This is a genomic window from Mesorhizobium sp. WSM4846 (assembly GCF_055811415.1).
Map to the genome: position 1 here is coordinate 1 of NZ_JBVVPZ010000037.1, position 21157 is coordinate 21157.

The following is a 21157-nucleotide window of genomic DNA, read 5'->3' on the forward strand; positions in this document are numbered from 1 at the left end:
CGGTCGAGTGCCTGCTTGGCCGCATCGCGCAAGTCGGCGCTATCTGCGAGGCCAAGATAATTGTTGGCGCAGAAATTCAGCACCCTCTCGCCGCCCACCTCGATCTTAGCCGATTGCGTCGAGGTGATCACCCGCTCGGATTTGTAGAGGCCGGCCGATTTCAGCCCTTGAAGCTCGCTGTCGATATGGGAGTGGAATGCCGCGCTCATGATTTGGCCCTGTTGAGATTGAATGGACTGTCGCCCCGCGCGGGCGAAAAATCCACCGCAAAAGCGACGGCTTCGGTGACCCGACAGTCAGTGGCCAGAATGCCGCCCCGGAATGCCGCCAAATAGCAGATGTTCAAATGCAGCCGCGGCAAGAAAGAACGCGATAACCATTTCGCGAGCTTTCCACCGCGGCTGCTGTGTCGACTTCCGGAGCTGTTAACCTTTCAAGCCGATGGTTCTCATACCCCAACAATCTGTCGGCGAGAGGGACCGCCCCAGAAAATGTCGCAGCAACCGATGCAAACCATTTCGGGCAAGCTCATATTGCTGATCAAGGCAGGCTATTGGCTGGCGCTGCTGATCATTGCAGCCATGGTGATGGCCTCCTTCATCCTTCTCCAGCAGATGATGGCTGGCCATCGGCACGAGGACACGCTGCTCGATATTGTCGGCATGCAAAAGGTGCTGTCGCAACGCATTGTCTTCCTTGCCAACGCGGCAGGAGCAGCTACGCCCAACCAACAACCGGCTCTGGTCACCGCATTCAAACAGGCCACGGCCGACTTCGAGAGGAACTACGACCTTCTGCTCGAGCGTGTGGTCGCCGACCCGGCGTCACCGGCAAGGCTCGATCCAAAATCAGTCGAGAACGTCCTTTTCGCCAAGCCGTTTCATCTCGATTACTTCTCGGTCGGGCTTATCGCCAACGGCGAACGCCTGGTTTCGGCGTTTGAATCGCAACTCGGCATGGCCGACAATGGCGGCTACAAGGGTGGCGGCGAACGCGTCAACCTCGACGCTTCCGTCGCCAATGCGGCCCTGTCGGGCTATGCGGCACTCGGCCAGCGCATCAGCGCCCAAGCCGACGCGCGATCGGAGAGCCTTCTCGCTCTCCATCGAACGCTGTTCTACTCCACCCTCGGCGTCATCGTGCTGGTGGCACTTTTCATCTTCAGGCCGATGTCGAACACCATCCTGCGCAAGACGCGTGAACTGATCGATACCCGCAATTCCATGGCCTTCATCGCCGTGCATGACGGCCTTACCGGCCTGCACAACCGCACCTTCCTGACCGACCATTTCGATACGCTGATCAAGGGCGCGCAGCGCCGGCGGGAGCGGCTTGCGGCGGTCCACCTCGACCTCGACCGATTCAAGCAGATCAACGACACGCTTGGCCACGCCGCCGGCGACTATGTGCTGGTGGTGACGGCGCAGCGCATGCGTGATTCCTGCCGGGCGTCGGACCTCTGCGTGCGTCTCGGCAGCGACGAATTCGTGATGATCCTCAACGGTGCCGGCGGCACCGAGGACATCAACACGGTCGCCGGGCGCGTCCTGTCGCAGATCAACGAACCGATCGTCTATCGGGGCGCGACCATCCTTCCGGGCGCCAGCGCCGGCGTCGCCGTCTATCCGGTCGACGCCGACAATGCGCAAGATCTGCTCGTCCATGCCGACCTTGCGCTCCACGCCGCCAAGAAGCAGGGCGGCGGCAGTGTCTCATTCTTCTCCGAGGCGTTGCGGCATGAACTCGACTACCGCAAGCGGCTCGAGCATGACATCAGGATCGCCATCGCGGAGAAGACGTTCCAGGTCTATTTCCAGCCACAGGTTTCGTTGTCGAACGGCACGATCGGCGGCATCGAGGCGCTGGTTCGCTGGAGACATGCCGAGCGCGGCATGATCGCACCAGGCGAGTTCATTCCCATCGCCGAGAAATGCGGACTCATGCCTGCGATCGGCCGCATCGTCATCGCCAAGGCAATCGGCGAGGCGGCGGAGTGGAACCGTGCCGGCATTGCCTTCGGACGGCTCGCCGTCAACGTCTCCGGCTCCGAATTGCGTGAGGCCGATTTCGACGCGTTCCTCTTCGGTGCGCTGGAAAAGGCTGGGCTGCCGCCACAACAACTGTCGCTCGAGATCGTCGAATCCGTCATTCTCGACGACGAGAAGACCGGCATCGCGGCAAAGCTGCGGCACATCCGCGCCGCCGGCGTCCATCTTGAACTCGATGATTTCGGCACCGGCTACGCGTCGCTCAGCCACGTCAACCCGAACGAGATCGACAGGCTGAAGATCGATCGCCGCTTCGTTCAGAACATCAATGAGAACGGCGACAACACCAAGATCGTGCGTGCCATCACCGAACTCGCCCGCGGCCTTGGCATCTCGATCGTCGCCGAGGGCGCCGAAACCGAGGCTGAGCTCGATTCGCTGATGGCAATCGGCTGCGACCAGGTGCAGGGCTACTCGATCGCCTTCCCGATGCCGCAGGACCAGGTACGCGAATGGCTGGTCGCGCGGGCGCCGAAGAGAGCCAGGCTGACGGTGCTACAGGGAAGGCTGGCGTAAGGCGCCAACCTTGACACGCCGCTTCGGAAATGGCGGCCTGATGGGGTTAAGGCCGGTCTGTAGCCGGCTGCCGCTACATCTTGGGCTCGCTGAAACAATGCGTTCGGCAGTTGGGATCACTCAACATTCGCCCGCAGCGTCGCCAAGACTTCTGCGAACTCCGCCAGCCTGTCGTCCGACAACCCGGTCCGCAGCCGCTTGTCGAAGGCAAGGGCTGCCGTGCGCAATTTCAGGAACAGCGCCTCTCCCGCTTCGGTCAGTGCGACCTGATGGACGCGGCGGTTTTCCGGATCGCGGCGCCGGGTCAGCAAACCTTGCGTCTCCATCGCGTTCAGATGATGGGTCAACGTCGCGCCTTGGATTCCGATCATGCCGGCGAGTTCACGTTGGTTGGCCAGCTCGCGCGACTTGATCGACAACAGGGTGACCCAGACCGGCAGCGTGCCGCCCGCCTCGACCAACGTGGCGTCGAAGGCCTGTGCGACAAGCTTTGCGGTGCGGGCGAGATTCATCCCGACTGGCGGGCGGTCAAAAAGCGTCATGATCCGACACTAGAGTAAGGGAAAGGCCGATGGAACTGGGCCCTTGACTTTAAACTGACATCTAATCATTTGATATCTAACCTTATGGCTGGCGATAGGAAAGGAGGAATGCTGTCATGCAGTATGTCTACATCTTCGTCCTCGGCCTTCACGTATTGGCCGGTGTGTTCTGGGCTGGAACGACCATCGCTGTCGCCCGCGATCCGGAGATTCGGATCGAACGGTTTTTCCGGCCGCAAATGAACGCGGCCGGCATGGTTTTCCTGACCGGCGCCCTGCTCTGGTATTTCTTCCACAGCGGCTCTTTCGGTTCGATGGAAATGGTTCTGGCCCTGGGTATCGCGACGGCCCTGATTGCCGCCGGTGTTCAGGGAGCGCTGGTCGGCTCTGCCAGCAGGCGACTCGCCGGCACTGACGCGGCGACGGAAACGCAGTTGCGCGCGAGAATGACAAGGGGCGAACGCATCGCTGGTGGGCTGCTGGTCATCACCGTGCTCTGTATGGCCACCGCCAGGATGTTCTGAGTGGGGCCTGCCGCAAATCACGGTTCAAGAGATCGTACGATGTCTGGCGGCAAGCCGGCGGCGTGCGCAGCGCGCAGATCGGACCGACGTGCCTGGTGGCTCTCCGTACGGAGGTTCGGATGCGCGCCACCAAATCAAATCCGAAGTGATCTTCAGATCCATACCGTCCTCGGAAATAGGCCGGCTCGTGGCTGGTCGACATGACCCGGTTCTTCAGCGTCAAATGTTTGAGCTGATAGGGCTGGAGAAGCGGATCGCTGGTGGTCATCGTCTTCCTGTTTCAAATTGTGCTAATGAGCGGCAAATTTTTGTTTTTGCGCATGTCGTACCCAAAATCCGCGCACCCTCGGGTCGGGCCCGTGGGCAGGCTTTTGGGCGACATGCAGTAAGGAACCCGCCGATGACCGATACGAAAAACCTTACCCAGCTCGGCTCCAACGTCGAGGCGCCACAGAACCCTGAAGCAGCAGTCCTGGAGACCGTGCCGTTTTCGCGCGGCGACGGGCCGCCAGCCATCGTTCGCTTCACCTGCCCGGAATTCACTTCGCTCTGCCCGGTCACCGGCCAGCCGGACTTCGCCCACATCGTCATCGACTATGCACCCGACATGCTGCTGGTGGAATCGAAGTCGCTGAAGCTGTTCATGACCTCGTTTCGCAACCATGGCGCCTTCCATGAAGAGTGCACCGTCATGATCGGCCGCCGCATCATCGCCGCGACCAAACCATTGTGGTTGCGGATTGGCGGCTATTGGTATCCGCGCGGCGGCATTCCGATCGACGTATTCTGGCAGACCGGCGCGCCGCCGGAAGGCGCATGGCTGCCCGACACCGGTGTTGCGCCCTATCGCGGACGCGGCTGAATTCTGCTGCGAGATGTCCGGCGGGACAGTAGGATCGCCAACTCTGGTTTTCGATCGCCATCAGGCGATCGACGCTGTATGTCCCATCCTTAATCGGTCCGTTCTCACTCACACTGATATTGGCTGAGCGCCCATTCGCCGGTCCCCGACAGAAGGTCCGATATCTTCCAGTCGCCGTCGACCTTTTTGAACTTCCATTCCAGCCGGTGCGGAGTGCCGGCAACGACAAAGGCGACGATGACCTTGGCCTCATCGCCTTTGACCGTTTCAACGGTCTTCAGGCTGTTGTCGATCTCGGCCCTGTCGTACGCCGCATTGTCGAGCGCCATGTTGGGATCGAGGCATTCGCCCTGCCCCGATTTCCGCAGCGCATCGCTTTTGTCGAGCACCGACTTCGCGGGATCGACGAAATGGCTGCGCTGAGCCGGATCGAGCTCGAGCCCGACATGCTCGTAGAACGGCTTCACCACCGCTGTTGGAGAGCCCGGCTGCAACGGGGCGGCCGGTGCCCCATCAGTCGGCTTGGACGCGGCCGGCGCATTTGCGGGCGGCGCGCCGAATAGACCCTGGCCAGCGGTGCTGCTCAAAGCCGCGGCCAGCAGGCACACAGTCGCCAGGGCCAGGGCGCGGGCCATGGCATCACTCCGGAGTCTGGCCAGCCAGGCATTCGAGCGCACTCAGCGTCCAGCCGCTGGTCTTCGAGGTGATGTCGGCTACCTTCCACTGGCCGTCGACCTTCTTCAGCGACCAGACCATTTCGCGTTTGGATTCATCGCCTTCCGGGAAAAGGTTGAAGGTCACTGTCACGTTGGCGCTGTCGCCATCCACTGCTTCGGACAGCTTCAACGTCTTGGCGACTGTCTTCTCGTCAAAGTCCTGCGCGTCGAGACCGGGGGCGAAGTCGATGCAAGGCATCTCGTCCGGCTTGTTTTTCTGCGCCTGGTCGTTGAGGTCGAACAGCTTTGTCACCGGCTCGGAGAAACGGTCGCGGTATTTCGCGTCGGCCTCGAACTTGACCTCGGGCATGTAGAAGAACTTCACCGCATTGGAGGCCGGCCCGGCCAAGGCGGCCGCGGGCGCTGCGATCGAGAGAGCGGCGGCAAGCACAGTGAGTCTCATCCGATAATCTCCAGGCTTTCCGTGGTGGAACCCGTTCAATACCACGAATCCTGCATCCCGGCTTTTTTGCGGCCCATGAAATCCGCCATATGAAATCCAAGGGGGCGTTAACTCAGGCACCCTTGGGCGTTAACTCAGGCGTCCAGCCAGACGTTCTGGAGATCCATCTCGAAAATCTGGAAGACAGCGTAATTCTTCACCTTCTTGTTCATGTGGTAGAAGCGCGGAAGTCTGAACTATGATTTTTGCGCAGCCATTGATGATCCTACTGCCCCGCTGCGCAAGCTCGACAAGTCCCTGCAAACGGGCCCTCGGTCGGCTGGCATTCGCGTAATTCCTGTCCGACGTTGGACCGGGAAACGCCGCGTTCGCTATCTATCAACCATAAGATGCCACTAGCAACTATCGGGACCAATCGGACGATTTTTGCACCCTGCGCCGACCGAGGATGCCCAAGCAGCCGTCTCGAAAAGTACCGTCACCGCTCCAGCCCGGAGACGGGGGGCATCAGTCGGTCGCGTTCAGTAGCTTGACCGTACGCAGGCTGTCCAGCCCACTGCCTCGCGCAGAAATGGAAGAGACAACGCACGTTCTCCGTGTATGATGGATACCAAGGCGCGTCCAGTTTCATCGCCGAAGGCGAGAAGGCTCAATCGCCAACGCAAAGCTATCGTCATGGCCGTCACCGGCAGGGTGATAAATCATTCTTTGGCGGGATTGGGGGCTGAGCGGGTTGGATGCCTAAGGTGAGTAGGCGTCATACCGGTGTGCTGACGGAATACACGGCTGAAATGCCCAGCATTTTCGAACCCGCATCGGTACGCGATTTCTCCTATCTGCAAATCGCTGTCCTCCAGCAGGGACTTCGCATAATGCACACGCAGCGCGAGATACGCCGCCATCGGGCTGACGCCCAATTCAGTCCCGAAAAGACGCTCCAGCTGGCGTCTGGAACAGTTCAACCGACCTGAGATCTCGGTGATCGAGACTTTCTCCTGGAGATTGCTTTCCATCAACAGCAGGGCTCGCTTCACCGCACGGCTCGACGCTTGGGGAAACAGATCCCCGACAGGTTGCACGTCTCTTATGTTTCGAATGCGATCAAGGACAAGGATCTTGGCGGCTTTTTCCGCCGCTTTCTGACCGATGAATTGCGACACAAAAAAGCCGGCAAGGTCAGCCGCGCCTGTGCCTCCGGCGCAAGTCGAGCGGCCACGGTCGACGGAAAAGAGACTATCGGCATGGGCGTTCACGTCGGGGAACTCAGCCCGAAAATCCTTGACATGGAACCAGCTGACGGCGGCGCTATAGCCATCTAGCAAGCCGTAACGGGCAAGCACGAAACTTCCCGTGCAAAGCGCGGTAAGAGGCACTCGCTTCTCGGCGGCCCGCAAGAGGAATGCCTCTTTCTCTGAACTGAGGCCACGGTTGGTGTCGAGCAGGCCGCCGACCACGACGACGTTGTCAAAGTCCTCCGGATTGCCGATCTCCTTCGTCGGAAGCAATTCGACGCCGCAACTCGCCCTGATCGGCAGGCCGCGTTCGCCAACGATCTGCCAGTCGAATTCGACCTTACGGCTCCGGTCGCCCTCATCGCCCGCCAAGCGCAGCGTGTCGATGAAGAGCGAGAGCGGCGACAGGGTAAAGTCACGAACCAGGAGAAACGCAAACCTCTTGGGCATTACTTTTTCCTGAGCTGTCGTTGGACCTTGCTCGATCGCAGTGGGACGGATTCGGCTGTCTCCCTCTTGGCGTGTGAGCCATCGATGACGGCTTATATATTGTGTACCATGAAAATACAATCCGTTGACTCACTGACCACCGCATGCGATTCTTCCTGCCGTAATAGATGTCATTGACTATCAGAACCATTCCGAAGGTGCGCAATGAAGGGCAGCAAGGGCAGTCTCTACGATGATCTGAAGCGTCGAATCCTGACGATGGAACTTGATCCTGACGAGGATCTGGATGAGGTGGCGCTAAGCGAGCGCTACGGCCTCTCGCGGACCCCTGTCAGGGAAATTTTCCGCAGATTGGAGGGCGAAGGATACATCGAGATTCGCGCGAACAGGGGAGCTCGGGTTGTCCCGATGAACCATTCGACACTTCGACATTTTTTCCTGGTAGCGCCGATGATTTACGCTGCCATCGGCCGATTGGCCGTCCAGAATTTCAAGCCCTCACAGCTTTCGGATCTGAAGGACACACAGGAGCGCTTCCGCAAAGCAAGCGTGTCCAGCGATGCACTTTCCATGGTCCTCGAGAACAACAGATTTCACGAGATCATCGGCGAGATGTCCGGCAATGCCTACCTTCAGCCAAGCCTCGGCAGACTGCTGATAGACCACGCCCGTATCGGTCACACCTTCTTCCGCCCGCGCAACGCCGACATGCGCAAGCGGCTCCAGAAAGCAGTCGAGCATCACGACGGCTTCATCTCTGCTATCGGCGCTCACGAGGAGGACGCCGTTGTCGATCTCGTGTTCGAGCACTGGGAACTGTCGCGCGAAAACATGGAGATGTTTATCGCGCCCCAAGGATTGAAGGCGGATGCACTCGTTGGCGATTCTTAACCGCAACGGCGTAAGCGACGCGGCGAAAGTCTGGGACCTTAACTTTCAGCATTAGCGCCCAACCCTCTGGGCTAGGATCACACCCCTTTTGCTGAAATGACCTAAGTGGTCCGTCCAGGACGGGCTCGAAATGCGCCGCGTGCGAGAGGAATGCTCCCTCTCTCGCCGCTACTGGTTCTGTGAGCTCGCCGCCCTCGACGGCGGGCCCGCCTCTACTCTCGCGCTTGGGCAGTATGCCGGCAATGAGATAGTCGCGGTCATAGTCAGCCGAACCCAACCGGTCCGCTCGTCGCCCTTGCGAACAGGTATTGTGTTACTAAAATATAAAAAATGTGTACTTAGATAATACAATCGGTTGACACAGTCGCAACCATATGCGATTTTCCCGGCCATTGAATGCGATCGACGGGTCCGGGCACTGAGAATTCTCGCGTGAGAATTCGCAGACGGTGCTCTTGCGCCCAAAGTACGCGTGGGTCGAAACGGCCACTCCATCGATGGAGAAATTGTCTTGAAATTCGAAGGCATCTACACGCCGGCGGTCACGCCGCTCGACCCGGCTGGTCATATCGACAACGCCGCTTTCGCGGACGTTATCGAATCACTCATTGAAGCCAAGGTGCACGGCATCATCGTCGGCGGATCGACCGGTGAATACTATGCCCAGAGCGCTCAGGAGCGCTTCGATCTCGGCGCCTTTGCCAAACAGGTGATCGGCACCCGCCTCCCCTTGATCATCGGAACGGGCGCCACCAGGACCGAGGATTCGGTCGAATATGCCAAGGCGGCGAAGGAGATCGGCGCTGACGCCATCCTCGTATCGTCACCTCCATACGCCTTGCCGACGGAGCGTGAGAATGCGGTTCACGCCCTCACGGTCGATCGCGCGGCGAACCTTCCGATCATGCTCTACAACTATCCGGCCCGCATGGGTGTGATGATGGGAGAAGATTATTTCTCCCGCGTTGGCAAGTCCAGGAACGTCGTGGCCATCAAGGAGAGCTCCGGCGAGATGGGCAACCTCCACCGGCTTGCTCGGAAGTTCCCCCATATCGCGCTTTCTTGCGGCTGGGACGACCAGGCCCTCGAATTCTTCGCATGGGGTGCCAGGAGCTGGGTCTGTGCCGGCTCCAACTTTCTCCCGCGCGAGCATGTCGCGCTCTACGAGGCCTGCGTGCTTGAAAGGAATTTCGACAAGGGCCGCGCCATCATGACGGCGATGCTGCCGCTCATGGATTTCCTCGAGTGCGGAAAGTTCGTCCAGTCGATCAAACATGGCTGTGAGTTGATCGGATTGAGCGCCGGCCCGGTGCGGGCGCCACTGCGCTCACTCAATTCGGAAGAAAAGCGAACTCTCCAGACTGTCGTCGCCACCTTGAAGCGCACGGTCGCCCAGATCACGTCGGGAGCAAACCATGCATGAACCTTTGACCGCCGCCGAATACAAGGCGATCGCCGCCGACATTCAATTTCCGACCAATGCCTTCATTGACGGGGCGTTCCGTCCGGCGAATTCCGGCAAGACATTCAAGACGACCAACCCAGCGACTGGCGACACACTTGCCGAGATGGCGGAGTGCGACGCCAGCGATGTCGATTTCGCCGTCGCCAAGGCCAGGCAAGCCTTCGACGATGGCCGCTGGCATCTCCGGTCGCCTGGTGAGCGCAAGGCCGTGCTCCTTGAATTCGCGAAGCTCCTGGAACGAAACCGTCACGAGCTCGCGGTCATGGAAAGCCTCGACAGCGGCAAGCCGGTCCGCGAATGCCAGACCGTCGATATTCCGGACACGATCCACACCATCCGCTGGCATGCGGAGCTGATCGACAAGCTCTATGACAACGTCGCTCCCGTGGGCTCGAACGCGCTGACCATGGTCGTGCGCGAACCGGTTGGTGTCGTCGGCTGCGTCCTGCCTTGGAACTTTCCGCTGCTGATGCTGGCCTGGAAAATCGGCCCGGCGCTGGCCGCCGGATGCTCAGTGATCGTCAAGCCCGCCCAGGAAACGACGCTGACCACGCTTCGCGTCGCCGAACTGGCGCATGAGTCGGGCATCCCGGCGGGCGTCTTCAATGTCGTCACCGGCGGCGGCAAGGAGGTCGGCGAGCCGATCGGCATGCACATGGACGTCGACATGGTGGCGTTCACCGGGTCGACGCCGACGGGCCGCCGTTTCCTGCACTATGCGGCCGACTCCAACCTCAAGCGCGTCGTTCTCGAATGCGGCGGCAAGAACCCGGCAGTGGTCCTCGACGATGCCGAAGATCTCGACCTCGTCGCCGAACAGGTGGTCAACGGCGCGTTCTGGAACATGGGCGAGAACTGCTCGGCGACGTCACGGCTCATCGTCCATGCCAAGGTCAAGGACGAGTTGCTGCAGCGGATCGGCGCCTATATGCGCGAGTGGAAGACGGGCGATCCACTCGACCCGGCAAACCGCATCGGCGCGCTCGTCAGTAAGAGCCATTTCGAGAAAGTGAAGTCCTTCCTCGACGACGTGAAGGCCGAAAAGCTCTCCGTCTCTCATGGCGGCAAAACGCACAAGGGCATCTACATCGAGCCGACCGTGGTCGACGGCGTCAAGCCCTCGAGCCGCCTGTTCCAGGAAGAGATCTTCGGACCGATCCTTTCGGTGACAACGTTCAATTCTCTTGCCGAAGCCGTGGCTCTCGCCAACGACACCAACTATGGCCTGACCGCATCCGTCTACACCGGAAGTCTGCGCAAGGCGATCAAGCTTTCGCGCGAAATCCGGGCAGGCGTGGTGACAGTCAACTGCTTCGGCGAAGGCGACGCGACGACGCCGTTCGGCGGCTACAAGGAATCCGGTTTCGGAGGACGCGACAAGTCGGTCTTCGCGCATGACAACTACTGTGAATTGAAGACGGTCTGGATCGACGTCTCGGATCGTTCCGTCGACGAGACGATCCGGTGACCGAGACCGTCGTCAAGCGTCTTCCGGCGGAATCCGGAACCTCGGGCTGGGAAGCGATCAGCAGACGCAGCTTCCCCGTCCGGACGCTCGACGGCGACGTGTCGGCCGATTGGCTTATCGTCGGTGCTGGCTTTGCGGGCCTCTCCGCTGCGCGGCGGCTGGCGCAACTGCGGCCTGGCGACAAGATCGTCGTGTTGGAGGCGGGAGAGATCGCCAAGGGTACCTCGGGCCGGAATTCCGGCTACATGATCGACGTCCCGCACAATCTGTCATCCGGCGAATATTCGGTCGCCGGTGAGACCGCGACGAGAACGGAGATCGCCGAGAACCGCTTTGCCATCGCTTTCGCCGCCGATGCCGCGGCGGAATACGGCATGTCCGTGCGCACCTTCGATCCGGCAGGCAAGATCAACGCCGCGGCAACAGAGCGCGGCATGAAGCTCAACGAGACTTACGGCCGCTCGCTCGAGGGCATCGGCGAGGAGCATCGCTTCCTGGATGCGGCCGAGATGCAGGAGATCACCGGGTCGTCCTACTATCTGGGAGGTCTCTACACGCCAGGCACGGTGATGATCCAGCCAGCCGACTATATCCGCGGGTTTGCCGCTGGGCTGGCATCGAAGGCCGACATATTCGAGCACTCGCCGGTGCTCAAGCTCGAGCGCCGGGGCGGAATGTGGAAGGCCGAGTCGCGCAACGGAAGCGTCACGGCGCCGAAAGCCATCCTGGGCATCAATGGCCATATCGAGGATTTCGGCCATTTCCGCGGCCGCTTGATGCACGTCTTCACCTATGCGTCGATGACTGCCCCATTCACCTCGAGGTCCACGGGCAAGGACAGGTGGGCGTTGCTTCCGGCCGATCCGATGGGTGCGACGGTCAGGAAGATCACCAGCGATGGGTCCTCGCGTGTCGTGATCCGGACCCGGTTCACCTATGACTGGACCGTCCAGGTCGGCGAGAAGCGCCTGGCCGGAATCGCCGCCGAGCAGCGGACTTCCCTGGACGCCAGGTTTCCGGATCTCAAGGACGTGCAGTTCGAGCACGTCTGGGCCGGACGGCTTTGCCTCAGCAGGAACCATGTGCCCGCCTTCGGCGAAGTCGACAAGGGCCTCTATTCCGCGTGCTGCGAGAACGGTCTTGGGACCGTGAAAAGCACGCTCGCCGGCGTCATGGCCGCCGATCTGGCGACCGGTACCCACTCGCACATGCTCGACGAATTCTCGGATCAGCCGGTGCCCGCGAAGCTCCCTCCCGAGCCGCTCGCATGGCTCGGCGTCAACATTGTGATCCGATTGCAGGAATTGCGTGCAGGCCGCGAGGGATGACTCCTCGCCGCGCAATATGAAGACTGAGCCGACCGCAAAAGTCTTCAAATGAGAATGGGAACGAAAAAAGGAGTGAGTAAAATGAAGACGTTGTGGAAGGCGCTCTGCGCTGCCGCGATGGTCGGTATGACCATGTTGTCCGCTCACGCGGAGGAGAAGAACATTACCGTGGGCACGATGTCCTGGGAGGACCTCACCCCCATCACCGGCATCACCAAAAAGGTTCTCGAAGACTCCGGCTATACCGTGAAGGTGGTGCCTTTCTCCGAATGGGGCATCGCCTACGCCGCGCTCAGCAAGGGTGACATCCAGATCCTCGCCTCGCAGACCGACTACGTCGCCCAGGACTACTGGGACAAGAACAAGAACCGCCTCGAGAAGATCTCTCCGGTTTCGCATGGCCTTTTCCAGGGCGTGGCGGTGCCGAAATACGTGACGATCGACTCCATGGACCAGCTGAACGACAACGCTGACAAGTTCGGCGGCAAGATCGTCGGCATCGAGCCGGGATCGGGTTTGATGCGCGATACGGCAAACTCGGTGAAGGCATACGATCTGAAACTGCAACTCGTGGAGGGCAGCACCGCAGCGATGACCGCGGCGCTCAAGTCGGCAGTCGATCGCAAGGAATGGATCGCCGTCACGATCTGGGAGCCCTCATGGATGATGCAGAAGTATGACGTCAAGTTCCTCAAGGACCCGAAGGCAGTCTTCCCTCCGCCGCAGAGCTACTACTGGATTGGCCGGAAGGGCTTCTCCGCGGAGAACCCGCACGCCCGCGAAGTGCTCGCCAGCGTCTACGTCCCGCTCGCCGACATCACCGCGATCAACTCTGCCGTCAACGAGGGCAAGACCATGGACGAGGCCATCAAGGACTGGACCGAGAGCCATGCCGACCTCCTGAAGCGCTGGGAGAACATCAAGGCCGAATAATTGTCGAAACGGCGGGCCGCCAGACTCGGCGGTCCGTCCCGGAACTTCGAAAACAGGAAGGCCAACGCCAAGCCGGCCATGGGGAACGCAATGAACAATGCGATGAATGACGCCAGCGAAGTGCTGGTCGACTGCCAGTCCGTGTGGAAGATTTTCGGTGGTCGCGCTCAGGCCGCCGTCAAAGCCATATCCCAACGTGGGTTATCCAAGACGCAGGTGCTGCAGGAATTCGACTGCGTGGTGGGCGTCTCCGACGCCAGCCTCCAGGTCCGCCGCGGCGAGATCTTCTGCGTCATGGGACTCTCGGGGAGCGGCAAGTCGACGCTGATCCGCTTGCTTAATCGTCTGATAGAACCGAGCCTCGGCAAGATCACGGTGAAAGGAAAGGAGATCGCCAAGTTGAATGCGGCGGAGCTCCGCCAGATGCGCGCCCGAAATATCGGCATGGTGTTTCAGAGCGTGGCGCTTCTCCCTCACCGGACAGTTCTCGAAAATGCAGCCTTCGGTCTGGAGGTGCAAGGCGTCTCGAAAGACGAACGCAACAGGACCGCCCGTGCAACTCTCGAAAAGGTCGGGCTTGGCGACTGGATGTCACGGTATCCCGCCGAACTGTCCGGCGGCATGCAGCAACGCGTTGGTCTCGCCCGGGCGCTGGCGGCAGACCCAGAAATCATCCTCATGGACGAGCCGTTCAGCGCCCTCGACCCGCTGATCCGCCGCCAGTTGCAAGACGAATTCCGGAACCTCACGAAGTCACTCGGCAAGTCCTCCGTCTTCATTACCCACGACCTTGAGGAAGCCATCCGTATCGGCGATCGCATCGCCATCATGAAGGACGGCATCATCGTTCAGGTCGGAACGGCGGAGGAGATCGTAAACAATCCCGCCGACGATTACGTCTCCGATTTCGTGGCAGGCATATCCAGGATTCACCTGGTCAAGGCGCACTCTGTGATGCGACCCCTAGCCGAGTTCAAGAGCTCGCAGCCGCATTGCAATGTGGACGCGCTCCTTCGCACTTCGCCGGAGGCTGACATTGGCGAACTCATCGACCTCACCATGCAGTCCGATCGCGACGCGGTAGCGGTCGTCGAAAATGGAACCGTCGTCGGTGTCGTCACTATCCGTGGCTTGCTTCGCGGTGTTGCCGGGGCGCCCGCAGGAGAGTTCGCTGCGGCATAACTCGGGAGGAGCGAAATGGACACGCTATTCATTACGGACACTTTCGATGCCTGGACGGATGCCGCGCTCAGTTGGATCAGCGACAACGGTGAATGGTTGTTCGAATTTTTCAGGACCGTGCTTGAAGGGACCTACGACAGCGTCCTGTGGTTGTTGCAGGTCGCACCGTTTTACGTGATCGCGATCGTCGCAGCGCTGCTTGGATGGCGATTGATCAACGCTTTGTCCGGAGTCCTCGCGGGGCTTGCCCTAATCTTCTGCGCAATCATGGGGCTTTGGAGCGAAACCATGAGCACATTGGCCTTGGTCGCCACTGCCACGATCCTCGCTCTTCTCGTCGGTGTTCCCACCGGGATCGTGGCTGGTTTCGTCAAGTCGTTCGACCGATTTCTCGAGCCAGTGCTCGACCTGATCCAGACCCTGCCGCCCTACATCTACCTTCTTCCTGCGATTGCGCTCTTGGGTTACGGGCCTGCGACCGCACTCGTCGCTACTTTCATCGTCGCGATGCCGCCCGCTATCCGGCTCACGTCCCTGGGCATCCGGATGACGCCGCATGAATTCATCGAGCTCGGCCAGGGTAGCGGCCTGACACCGTGGCAGATGTTCATCAAGATCAGGCTGCCTTTCGCCATCCCAAGCGTGATGGCCGGGATAAACCAGAGCCTGATGATGGCGTTCGGCATGGTCGTCATCGCCGGCATCGTCGGTTCGGGAGGTCTCGGAGAGACAATCTACACAGCCGTACGTACGCTCGACATCGCCACGTCGATCAACGCCGCCATCGCGATCGTCATCCTGACCATGGTGCTCGACAGGCTCACGCAGAGCGCGGCGCAGCGCGCCGAGGGAGGTGCAAGATGAACCCTGATCTGTTCCAGTTTTCGCCGGGGGCTTACCTCGCCCCTGTAGTGGATTGGCTGAATACGAACTTCCATCCGTTCTTCGACGCGGTGACCAAGCTGATCGAGGCGGTGCTGGGCGGCATCGAAACTGTCCTGCTCTACCCGCCTCCCTATGCGACGATCGTCGTAGCTGTCCTTCTCACCGCATTCTTCATCAGCGTCCGGGTCTCGGTGGTGACAGCCATCGCGCTCACGTTCTGCCTGCTGGCGGGCTTTTGGACCGCTTCGATGCAGACGCTGGCGCTGGTGACGGTGGCAGTGATCATTTCGGTGTCGATCGCGTTCCCGCTTGGCATCCTGGCATCACGCTACAGGAAGTTCGAAGCCTCGATTCGACCCGTGCTGGACATCATGCAGACTGTGCCGCCGTGGGTCTATCTCATCCCCGCCGTCATGATCTTCAGCCTTGGTCGCGTTCCAGCGATCATCGCCACGATCGTCTACGGCATACCGCCGATGCTGCGCCTGACAACTCTGGCCTTCAACCAGGTGCCAAAGGACCTCCTGGAACTCGGCCAGGCCACCGGCGCCTCGCCGCGGTCGATTCTGTTCAAGATCGAAATCCCTTCGGCCACCCCCACCCTCCTGGTCGGTCTTAACCAGTGCATCCTCCTGTCACTGGCTATGGTCGTCCTGGCGGGCCTCGTCGGAGCTGGAGGTCTCGGAGCCGAGGTGACGCGCGGATTGACACGGATGGAAATGGGCCTGGGCCTGCGGGCCGGACTGTCGATCGTCGCCGTCGCCATCCTCCTCGACAGGGTCTCAAGGGGCGTGCTGCAGCGCCGCCAGGCGCCTGGCGCAGCGAAGGCCGCCTGAACCGCTAAAGGAAGTACCGTGCGCCGTAGCTTCTTCTGCATCGATTCCCACACCTGCGGCAATCCCGTCCGCCTGGTCGCGGGAGGCGGCCCCTTGCTGCCTCATATCCCCATCGCCGAGAGACGCGACCTGTTCGTACGCGATCATGACTGGGTCCGGCGGGCACTGATGTTCGAGCCGCGCGGACACGACATCATGTCAGGCGCGATTATCTACCCTGCGTACCGTCAGGACTGTGATTTCGCCGTGATCTTCATCGAAGTCAGCGGATGCCTGCCGATGTGCGGTGCCGGCACGATCGGCCTCGTGACCGCGGCAATCGAACACGGTCTTGTAACCCCCCGAGTCCCGGGCAAACTCTCAATCGAGACTCCGGCCGGGCGGGTCGATATCCAATACGAGAAGCCCGGCGAGTTTGTAGACTTCGTCCGGATGTTCAACGTCGCCAGTTATCTGCATGCAGCGGACGTCGCCGTCGACGTCCCTAGTCTCGGTCGGCTCATCGTCGATATCGCCTATGGCGGCAACTACTACGCCGTCGTCGAGCCGCAGGAGTCATGGAAGGGGCTGGACGGCATATGGGCAAGCGACATCGTGTACCTCAGCCGCGCGCTCCGCGAAGCGCTCGAGCCTGTATGCGATCCAGTCCATCCCGAAGACGAGAAAATACGCGGCGTGCACCACGTAATCTGGTGCGACAGGCCCTCAAGCAGCAATGCCGACGGTCGCGGTGCGGTGTTCTACGGCGACAAGGCCATAGACCGCTCGCCGGGCGGTACCGGAACTTCGGCTCGCATGGCGCAACTCCATGGCAAGGGCCGGCTGAAGGTTGGCGATAGCTTCCGCCAGGAGAGCCTGATCGGCACGGTATTCGAGGGCCGCGTCGAGGCGGAGGCCGACATAGGCACCTTCAAGGGCATCAAGCCCAGTGTCGGCGGTTGGGCGCGGATTATCGGCCACAACACGATTTTCGTCGACGATCGCGATCCGTTGGCCCACGGATTCCAGATCCGGTAACGACATGCTCGCCTCTTCATCGCGCCCCGCAGCAGAGCGTCTCAATGCCTTCCGCAACCATTGTCACTGGTCCAAACCCGCCTATTTGCACGCCGTTGTACGCCAAGGCTCTACGCGGTTCTGAGGACGCTTTACATTCGCGCTTAGCCGCGTTTCAGTGTTGCCAGGTTACTACGGAAGGGCGATCGAAGCGGTAAACGATAATTGGCGCATGCACACTGGCAGAGACGCTAACACAGCTAGAGCCCTTCCGCCCGGATCGCTCTCGCTTCGATGTTCTCGGCGACCCTGGCGCCAACGTTGCATAGGCAGTGGTCTTCCATCATTCCCTGTGATCGAGCCTGCAAGTCCCAACGTGTTCCGCGTTGATATCGCTGCGATCAATTTGAAGAGGCTGAAACCATCAGCGCCGGCTCATCCGTGTCGTCCACGCATATGACGGCAGATTACTAAAAGTAATCCGACAGAAATATTTTTGCAGTTGAGGAGATGAGAACGAATGGGCCAAGGTCGACCCGTCTCCCTCCGTCAAACCAAGGTGTCCAATGTCCGTAGATCTCGTTGCCAGACTGGACGACAAGCTGCGTGCGAAGCGCGAAAGCTTCGACAAGAGTCCGGTGGTCGATATCGCGCCCCTTCTCGATGGCAGCAATAAGGGCAGTGGCCAAGCAGATACGTTGGGCGCTGTCGAACACTGGTTTCATGTACGTCAAGAACCATGGCATTCCTCAGGAGTTCGTCGATTCGGTGTTCGATGTGAGTCGCCGGTTTTTTTGATTTACCCATGCCGCAGAAGATTGAACTGCACGTAAGCAAATCGGATGTAGCGCTGCGCGGATACATCGAGCCATTCGGGGAAAACACCGATCCAGGCAAGACGAAAGACCTCAAAGAATGCTTTGACATCGGCCCTGAGCGCTCGACCCTGTAAGGTCCGTTTTTGGCTCCAACCAGTGGCCTCAACCCTGCCCGAGTTTTCCGAGCTGACATACGCATACCATCAGAAAATGGTCATCCTCTCGAAAACACTGTTGAAGGGCATCGCGCTCAGTCTGGACTTGCGGGAAAGTCATTTCGAGAATCTGATGCGCAATCCGATCAGCATTCAGCGCCTTCTCCACTGCCCTCCGCAGGGTGGCTATGTCGGGGAAAACATCATCGGTATCGGTGCGCACACGGACTAGGGCAATCTGATCATCCTGGCGCAGGACGACGTCGGCGTCATGAATCGCGACGGAGACTGGGTAGAGGGCACACCCATCCACGGCACCTTCGTCATCAACATTGGCGATCTGATCCAGCGGCTCACCAATGATGTGTATTTGGCGAACATGCATCGCGTGGTCAGCACCACGGGGCGGGAGCGCTATTCGATCCCGTTCTTTATCGATGCTGATTCCGATGCAATCATCGAACCGCTGGCGTCCTGCGTCACGGATGGCAACCCGCGTGGCTATAAGCCGGTGACTTGTGGCGAGCACAAATTCGGGCGTTTCGCAGCAAGTTACGCCCCACTTGGCCAAGGCATAGCGAGCGCAATCGTGTGAAGCCGCCCGAAGAAGTCAGCGAGCAAGAGAGCAGCTGCTCAAGAGCTTTTGACGAGCCAGCTGGCAAAAAGACGGGCTTTCGAACCTGCCCTGGGATGGATTTTCAGATAAAACGCCCTGGGTGAGGGAATATTGTCGGGTACAAGTGCGACCAGCCGGCCCTGTTCCATCAGGCTTTTGACCAATCCATCCCACCCCAAGACCGCCCCGATATCATCCTGAGCGGCCTGGAGGGCAATCATGTAGTTGTTCACGGAAAACCTGCGGCCATTTGGGATGGTGTGTCCAAGCGCTTGAAACCAGTCCGGCCAGTTCGTCCAGTCGGTTTCCTCGTTATTCGTATGAATCAGAGGTGCCTTGAGCAGATCCTCAACTCGGCCAATGCCGTGCTCGGCGGCGAATTTTGGAGTTCCAAGCGCGACAATGCGATCTTGAAAAAGTTTGTGACACTCCTCGGGACTTTCCTGCGCATCTCCGTAATGAATACTTAGATCACAGCGGATCGCTGTTGCGGGCACGTCGCTGACGATCTGCGAGACAGTGATGGTGGGATGGCTCTTCCAGAAGGCTGAAATCTTCGGCGTGAGCCATAGCGAGCTGACGGCCGTCGTTGTCCGGATGGTCACGTCGGCGGTTTCCGGGCGATCGCGCATGTGAGTGACGGCGTCGGAAATCGTTTCAAGCCCGCGCTGCACGGCAACGAACAAGAACGCCCCTTTCTCAGTCAATTCGACGCCGCGGCTCAAGCGCAGGAACAGGTTGCATCCCAAGTCACCCTCAAGCGCCTTGATCTGGTGGCTGATCGCCGCGGGCGTCACATTCAATTCCTGGGCGGCGTTTTTGAAACTCGCATTTCGGGCGGCCGCCTCGAAGCAGATGAGAGCCGTCACCGAGGAGAGATCGTACGGTCTTGGCATCAACGCCTCTTCGGACCCGCTATTTGGCTCATGATGGCTCGCAGAGCGCAACAGATTAGCTGAACTAAATCGTGCTGAAAATTAGTGCTATTGCGCAAAACGCGTTCAGGCAAGAAAATTTCATCTCAAATGTGCACGCCATCTATGGAATTCCGCATGAACGCCCCCTCGCCCTCGATCCAAGAGTTGCTAGCGCGCCGCGTCTCGGGCTATGCCCTTGAGCAGCCCTTTTACACGTCGCCGACGATTTACCAGCTCGATCTCGAGCACATCTTCTACCAGGAATGGCTCTACGCGGCTCCGGCGTGCCAGCTTGCGAAAGCTGGTAGCTACGTGACGATACGCGTGGGTGCCTATGAGGTGGTCATCGTGCGCGCCCGCGATGGTGAAATCCGCGCCTTCCACAATTCCTGCCGCCATCGCGGCTCGATGATTTGCAAGGCGCGCGAAGGCCAAGTGGCCAAACTCGTCTGCCCCTATCACCAGTGGACCTATGAGCTTGACGGCAAGCTCATCTGGGCAAATGACATGGGGCCCGACTTCGACATATCCAAACACGGGCTGAAGCCGGTCCATCTGCGCAATCTTGCCGGCCTGATCTACGTCTGTCTGTCCGCTACGCCCCCAGACTTCGAACCGTTTGCCGACCTGGCCCTTCCCTACCTAGAGGTCCATGACCTCAACAATGCAAAGGTTGCGCATACGTCGACTATCATCGAGAAGGCCAACTGGAAGCTGGTGTGGGAAAACAACCGCGAATGCTACCACTGCAGCAGCAACCACCCGTCGCTCTGCCGCTCCTTCTCGCTCGACCCGGAAGTGGCCGGGGCGTCTACCGACGGGTCGGTCTCGGCGACCCTCCAGGCGCATTTTGACCGTTGCGAAGCCTCAGGCGCGCCGGCGCAGTTCCGCCTTGGCGGCAGCGGCCAATTTCGCCTGGCGCGGATGCCGCTGCAGCAAAAGGCGGTGAGCTACACGCTCGACGGCAAGACTGCCGTTCGCAAGAATCTTGGCCAGGTGGCGCTGCCCGAAGCAGGCTCGCTGTTGATGTTCCATTATCCAACGACCTGGAGCCACTTCCTGCCGGATCACTCCTTGACCTTCCGGGTCACGCCAATCAGCGCCACGGAAACCGAGGTCACCACCACCTGGCTGGTGAACAAAGATGCCGTCGAAGGGCTCGACTACGACCTCAAGCGCCTGACCGAGGTCTGGATTTCTACCAATGATGAAGACCGTGATATCGTCGAGACCAACCAGCAAGGGATCTTCTCTCCTGCCTATGTTCCCGGACCATATTCGCCGGTTCAGGAAAGCGGTGTGACCCAATTCGTCGATTGGTATGCGAACTGGCTTGGGCGCTCTCAGGCCTCGATGCGATTGGCCGCGGAGTGA

The 21157-nt window shown here is 60.0% G+C and carries 21 protein-coding genes and 2 pseudogenes; 17 read left to right on the top strand and 6 right to left on the bottom strand.

Annotated elements, in window-relative coordinates; all coding sequences use genetic code 11:
• A pseudogene (locus tag AC0L15_RS25030) lies at positions 1–209 on the bottom strand (glycine C-acetyltransferase); the annotation flags it as partial.
• Positions 210–491: 282 nt separating this feature from the next.
• Between AC0L15_RS25030 and AC0L15_RS25035 the strand changes: the two are divergent.
• Positions 492–2564 (top strand): putative bifunctional diguanylate cyclase/phosphodiesterase, encoded by a 2073-nt coding sequence (locus tag AC0L15_RS25035; protein WP_353813196.1) that lies wholly within the window; start codon positions 492–494, stop codon positions 2562–2564.
• Positions 2565–2680: 116 nt separating this feature from the next.
• Here the strand turns inward: AC0L15_RS25035 and AC0L15_RS25040 are convergent, their stop codons facing one another.
• Positions 2681–3106, bottom strand: a complete 426-nt coding sequence (locus AC0L15_RS25040; protein WP_473497459.1) for a MarR family winged helix-turn-helix transcriptional regulator — start codon at positions 3104–3106, stop codon at positions 2681–2683.
• 116 nt (positions 3107–3222) lie between these two features.
• Between AC0L15_RS25040 and AC0L15_RS25045 the strand changes: the two genes are divergently transcribed.
• Entirely contained in the window at positions 3223–3630 is a 408-nt protein-coding gene (locus AC0L15_RS25045) for a hypothetical protein (protein ID WP_287250684.1), read from the top strand.
• Between the two features lie 400 nt (positions 3631–4030).
• Complete coding sequence (gene queF / locus AC0L15_RS25050; RefSeq protein WP_091600610.1) at positions 4031–4492, top strand: preQ(1) synthase; 462 nt, start codon at positions 4031–4033, stop codon at positions 4490–4492.
• A 104-nt stretch (positions 4493–4596) separates the two neighbouring features.
• Here the strand turns inward: queF and AC0L15_RS25055 are convergent, their stop codons facing one another.
• The 3 genes from AC0L15_RS25055 to AC0L15_RS25065 all read right to left on the bottom strand — a co-directional run bounded on the left by AC0L15_RS25055 (position 4597) and on the right by AC0L15_RS25065 (position 7293).
• On the bottom strand, positions 4597–5127 hold the full coding sequence (locus AC0L15_RS25055) for a hypothetical protein (RefSeq protein WP_287250685.1): 531 nt from the start codon (positions 5125–5127) through the stop codon (positions 4597–4599).
• 4 nt (positions 5128–5131) lie between these two features.
• On the bottom strand, positions 5132–5611 hold the full coding sequence (locus AC0L15_RS25060) for a DUF3828 domain-containing protein (protein ID WP_287250687.1): 480 nt from the start codon (positions 5609–5611) through the stop codon (positions 5132–5134).
• A gap of 701 nt (positions 5612–6312) precedes the next feature.
• Positions 6313–7293: a GlxA family transcriptional regulator gene (locus AC0L15_RS25065; RefSeq protein WP_287250689.1), complete on the bottom strand. Its 981-nt coding sequence runs from the start codon at positions 7291–7293 to the stop codon at positions 6313–6315.
• A gap of 204 nt (positions 7294–7497) precedes the next feature.
• Here AC0L15_RS25065 and AC0L15_RS25070 point away from each other — a divergent pair, with 204 nt between their 5' ends.
• The 13 genes and pseudogenes from AC0L15_RS25070 to AC0L15_RS25130 all read left to right on the top strand — a co-directional run bounded on the left by AC0L15_RS25070 (position 7498) and on the right by AC0L15_RS25130 (position 18845).
• On the top strand, positions 7498–8184 hold the full coding sequence (locus AC0L15_RS25070) for a GntR family transcriptional regulator (RefSeq protein WP_287250691.1): 687 nt from the start codon (positions 7498–7500) through the stop codon (positions 8182–8184).
• Between the two features lie 511 nt (positions 8185–8695).
• On the top strand, positions 8696–9607 hold the full coding sequence (locus AC0L15_RS25075) for a dihydrodipicolinate synthase family protein (protein WP_287250692.1): 912 nt from the start codon (positions 8696–8698) through the stop codon (positions 9605–9607).
• Positions 9600–11117 (top strand): aldehyde dehydrogenase, encoded by a 1518-nt coding sequence (locus AC0L15_RS25080; protein ID WP_287250693.1) that lies wholly within the window; start codon positions 9600–9602, stop codon positions 11115–11117. The genes AC0L15_RS25075 and AC0L15_RS25080 overlap by 8 nt, the downstream gene beginning before the upstream one ends.
• Complete coding sequence (locus tag AC0L15_RS25085) at positions 11114–12445, top strand: NAD(P)/FAD-dependent oxidoreductase (RefSeq protein ID WP_287250694.1); 1332 nt, start codon at positions 11114–11116, stop codon at positions 12443–12445. Before AC0L15_RS25080 ends, AC0L15_RS25085 begins: the two co-directional genes overlap by 4 nt.
• A gap of 81 nt (positions 12446–12526) precedes the next feature.
• A complete protein-coding gene (locus AC0L15_RS25090) occupies positions 12527–13378 on the top strand; it encodes a glycine betaine ABC transporter substrate-binding protein (protein ID WP_287250696.1) in 852 nt (283 codons plus the stop codon).
• A 90-nt stretch (positions 13379–13468) separates the two neighbouring features.
• Complete coding sequence (locus AC0L15_RS25095; RefSeq protein WP_287250697.1) at positions 13469–14560, top strand: quaternary amine ABC transporter ATP-binding protein; 1092 nt, start codon at positions 13469–13471, stop codon at positions 14558–14560.
• 15 nt (positions 14561–14575) lie between these two features.
• Complete coding sequence (locus tag AC0L15_RS25100) at positions 14576–15424, top strand: ABC transporter permease (protein ID WP_287250698.1); 849 nt, start codon at positions 14576–14578, stop codon at positions 15422–15424.
• Positions 15421–16281, top strand: a complete 861-nt coding sequence (locus tag AC0L15_RS25105) for an ABC transporter permease (protein ID WP_287055441.1) — start codon at positions 15421–15423, stop codon at positions 16279–16281. Before AC0L15_RS25100 ends, AC0L15_RS25105 begins: the two co-directional genes overlap by 4 nt.
• Before the next feature lie 18 nt (positions 16282–16299).
• Positions 16300–17298, top strand: a complete 999-nt coding sequence (locus AC0L15_RS25110) for a 4-hydroxyproline epimerase (RefSeq protein ID WP_473497464.1) — start codon at positions 16300–16302, stop codon at positions 17296–17298.
• A gap of 642 nt (positions 17299–17940) precedes the next feature.
• Entirely contained in the window at positions 17941–18075 is a 135-nt protein-coding gene (locus AC0L15_RS25115; protein ID WP_353813197.1) for a 2-oxoglutarate and iron-dependent oxygenase domain-containing protein, read from the top strand.
• Between the two features lies 1 nt (position 18076).
• Positions 18077–18229, top strand: a pseudogene (locus AC0L15_RS25120) (hypothetical protein); the annotation flags it as partial.
• Between the two features lie 22 nt (positions 18230–18251).
• The gene (locus AC0L15_RS25125) at positions 18252–18482 is read left to right on the top strand and encodes an isopenicillin N synthase family oxygenase (protein ID WP_287250700.1); all 231 of its coding nucleotides are present in this window, start codon (positions 18252–18254) and stop codon (positions 18480–18482) included.
• A 15-nt stretch (positions 18483–18497) separates the two neighbouring features.
• Positions 18498–18845 carry a 2OG-Fe(II) oxygenase family protein gene (locus AC0L15_RS25130; protein WP_287250710.1) on the top strand — a complete coding sequence of 116 codons (348 nt, stop codon included), beginning with the start codon at positions 18498–18500 and terminating at the stop codon, positions 18843–18845.
• Positions 18846–18883: 38 nt separating this feature from the next.
• Here AC0L15_RS25130 and AC0L15_RS25135 read toward each other — a convergent pair whose 3' ends face one another.
• On the bottom strand, positions 18884–19762 hold the full coding sequence (locus AC0L15_RS25135) for a LysR substrate-binding domain-containing protein (protein WP_287250701.1): 879 nt from the start codon (positions 19760–19762) through the stop codon (positions 18884–18886).
• 156 nt (positions 19763–19918) lie between these two features.
• Between AC0L15_RS25135 and AC0L15_RS25140 the strand changes: the two genes are divergently transcribed.
• Positions 19919–21157, top strand: coding sequence for an aromatic ring-hydroxylating oxygenase subunit alpha (locus AC0L15_RS25140; RefSeq protein WP_287250702.1), 1239 nt, complete (start codon positions 19919–19921; stop codon positions 21155–21157).

Excerpts from the sequence above, each read along its gene's own strand:
- AC0L15_RS25035 (WP_353813196.1), top strand. The coding sequence starts at position 492 with ATGTCGCAGCAACCGATGCAAACCATTTCGGGCAAGCTCATATTGCTG.
- AC0L15_RS25040 (WP_473497459.1), bottom strand. The coding sequence starts at position 3,106 with ATGACGCTTTTTGACCGCCCGCCAGTCGGGATGAATCTCGCCCGCACC.
- AC0L15_RS25045 (WP_287250684.1), top strand. The coding sequence starts at position 3,223 with ATGCAGTATGTCTACATCTTCGTCCTCGGCCTTCACGTATTGGCCGGT.
- queF (WP_091600610.1), top strand. The coding sequence starts at position 4,031 with ATGACCGATACGAAAAACCTTACCCAGCTCGGCTCCAACGTCGAGGCG.
- AC0L15_RS25055 (WP_287250685.1), bottom strand. The coding sequence starts at position 5,127 with ATGGCCCGCGCCCTGGCCCTGGCGACTGTGTGCCTGCTGGCCGCGGCT.
- AC0L15_RS25060 (WP_287250687.1), bottom strand. The coding sequence starts at position 5,611 with ATGAGACTCACTGTGCTTGCCGCCGCTCTCTCGATCGCAGCGCCCGCG.
- AC0L15_RS25065 (WP_287250689.1), bottom strand. The coding sequence starts at position 7,293 with ATGCCCAAGAGGTTTGCGTTTCTCCTGGTTCGTGACTTTACCCTGTCG.
- AC0L15_RS25070 (WP_287250691.1), top strand. The coding sequence starts at position 7,498 with ATGAAGGGCAGCAAGGGCAGTCTCTACGATGATCTGAAGCGTCGAATC.
- AC0L15_RS25080 (WP_287250693.1), top strand. The coding sequence starts at position 9,600 with ATGCATGAACCTTTGACCGCCGCCGAATACAAGGCGATCGCCGCCGAC.
- AC0L15_RS25090 (WP_287250696.1), top strand. The coding sequence starts at position 12,527 with ATGAAGACGTTGTGGAAGGCGCTCTGCGCTGCCGCGATGGTCGGTATG.
- AC0L15_RS25095 (WP_287250697.1), top strand. The coding sequence starts at position 13,469 with ATGAACAATGCGATGAATGACGCCAGCGAAGTGCTGGTCGACTGCCAG.
- AC0L15_RS25100 (WP_287250698.1), top strand. The coding sequence starts at position 14,576 with ATGGACACGCTATTCATTACGGACACTTTCGATGCCTGGACGGATGCC.
- AC0L15_RS25105 (WP_287055441.1), top strand. The coding sequence starts at position 15,421 with ATGAACCCTGATCTGTTCCAGTTTTCGCCGGGGGCTTACCTCGCCCCT.
- AC0L15_RS25115 (WP_353813197.1), top strand. The coding sequence starts at position 17,941 with ATGGCAGCAATAAGGGCAGTGGCCAAGCAGATACGTTGGGCGCTGTCG.
- AC0L15_RS25135 (WP_287250701.1), bottom strand. The coding sequence starts at position 19,762 with ATGCCAAGACCGTACGATCTCTCCTCGGTGACGGCTCTCATCTGCTTC.
- AC0L15_RS25140 (WP_287250702.1), top strand. The coding sequence starts at position 19,919 with ATGAACGCCCCCTCGCCCTCGATCCAAGAGTTGCTAGCGCGCCGCGTC.